This window comes from Neisseria sp. P0022.S010 (genome assembly GCF_051956635.1).
Window position 1 is genome coordinate 1 of sequence record NZ_JBQCXF010000729.1, and the last position, 1,105, is coordinate 1,105.

At 50.3% G+C, this 1,105-nt stretch carries 2 protein-coding genes; one reads left to right on the plus strand and one right to left on the minus strand.

Features of this window, described 5'->3' with window-relative positions; genetic code table 11:
* Positions 1–40 precede the first annotated feature (40 nt).
* Entirely contained in the window at positions 41–673 is a 633-nt protein-coding gene (locus ACTHUT_RS20985; protein ID WP_128582047.1) for a DUF421 domain-containing protein, read from the plus strand.
* A gap of 72 nt (positions 674–745) precedes the next feature.
* Here the strand turns inward: ACTHUT_RS20985 and ACTHUT_RS20990 are convergent.
* A partial coding sequence (locus tag ACTHUT_RS20990) for a DUF488 domain-containing protein (protein ID WP_440419734.1) occupies positions 746–1,105 on the minus strand: 360 nt, incomplete at its 5' end.

A 1,105-nucleotide genomic window follows, 5' to 3' on the forward strand; every position in this document is an offset into this window, starting at 1 on the left:
ATATCGAACTCATCGATAAAGAATAACAGGATACACACACATGGAAGCATACTCCCTGCTCGCCCTCAAACTGCTGATGGGTATTTTAGGTTTGATTTTGCAAATCAACCTCTTAGGTAAAGGCAACCTCGCGCCGACCTCCGCCATGGACCAAGTGCAAAACTATGTACTCGGCGGCATCATCGGCGGCGTGATTTACAGCGACAGCGTCGGCCTGCTGCAATTTTTCCTCGTGCTGATTTTGTGGACGCTGTTGGTCTTGAGCCTGAAATTCATCAAAAACCACAACCGCTGGGTCAAATCCATCATTGACGGCAAATCCGTCTGGGTTATCGTCAACGGCAAAATCCAAACCGATGAATGCATGAAAAACGGCATCAGCGCACACGACCTCATGTTCAAACTCCGCGCCGCCGGCATCTACGAAATCTCTGCCGTCAAACGTGCCGTGATGGAACAAAACGGCCAGCTCGCCGTCATTAAGTACGGCGACGAAAGCCTGCGCTATCCACTGATTACAGACGGCCAAGTTGACCCCGACATCCTCGAAATCATTAAGCGTGATGAAGAATGGCTGCAACAGGAACTCGACCGCCTCCACCTTGAAGCCTCGCAAGTCTATATAGGCGAATACATAGACGGAAAATTGGTGGCACACCCTTATCCTTCTTGATTTGAAAATAGCAGGCCGTCTGAAACCTTGATTTCAGACGGCCTTTTTGTATCCGGTGCAAATACTGATTTTTTAATCGCGATATTCAAACGTTGCGCCCAAAAATTGAGCCAGCGCGGAGACGTGGGAATGTCGGGGGTCTTTGACGGCAGTCAGCAACAAGATATTGCCGTGCTGTTTTTCCAAATCCAGCAGCCGCTTGATGGCGGCCTGCTCGGCATCGCCTTGCAGCTCTTCATGATAACGGCTGACAAAACCGTCGAAATTTTGAGTCGGATTTTCGTGATACCAGCGACGCAGGTTTGCGCTGGGCGTAATGTCTTTCAGCCAGAGCGCCGTGGCAAAAACCTCTTTGCAGATACCGCGCGGATAGAGGCGGTCGATAAAGACGGCGGTTTGTTTAGAATCGGGTTGATAGGCGTAAATGCGCTG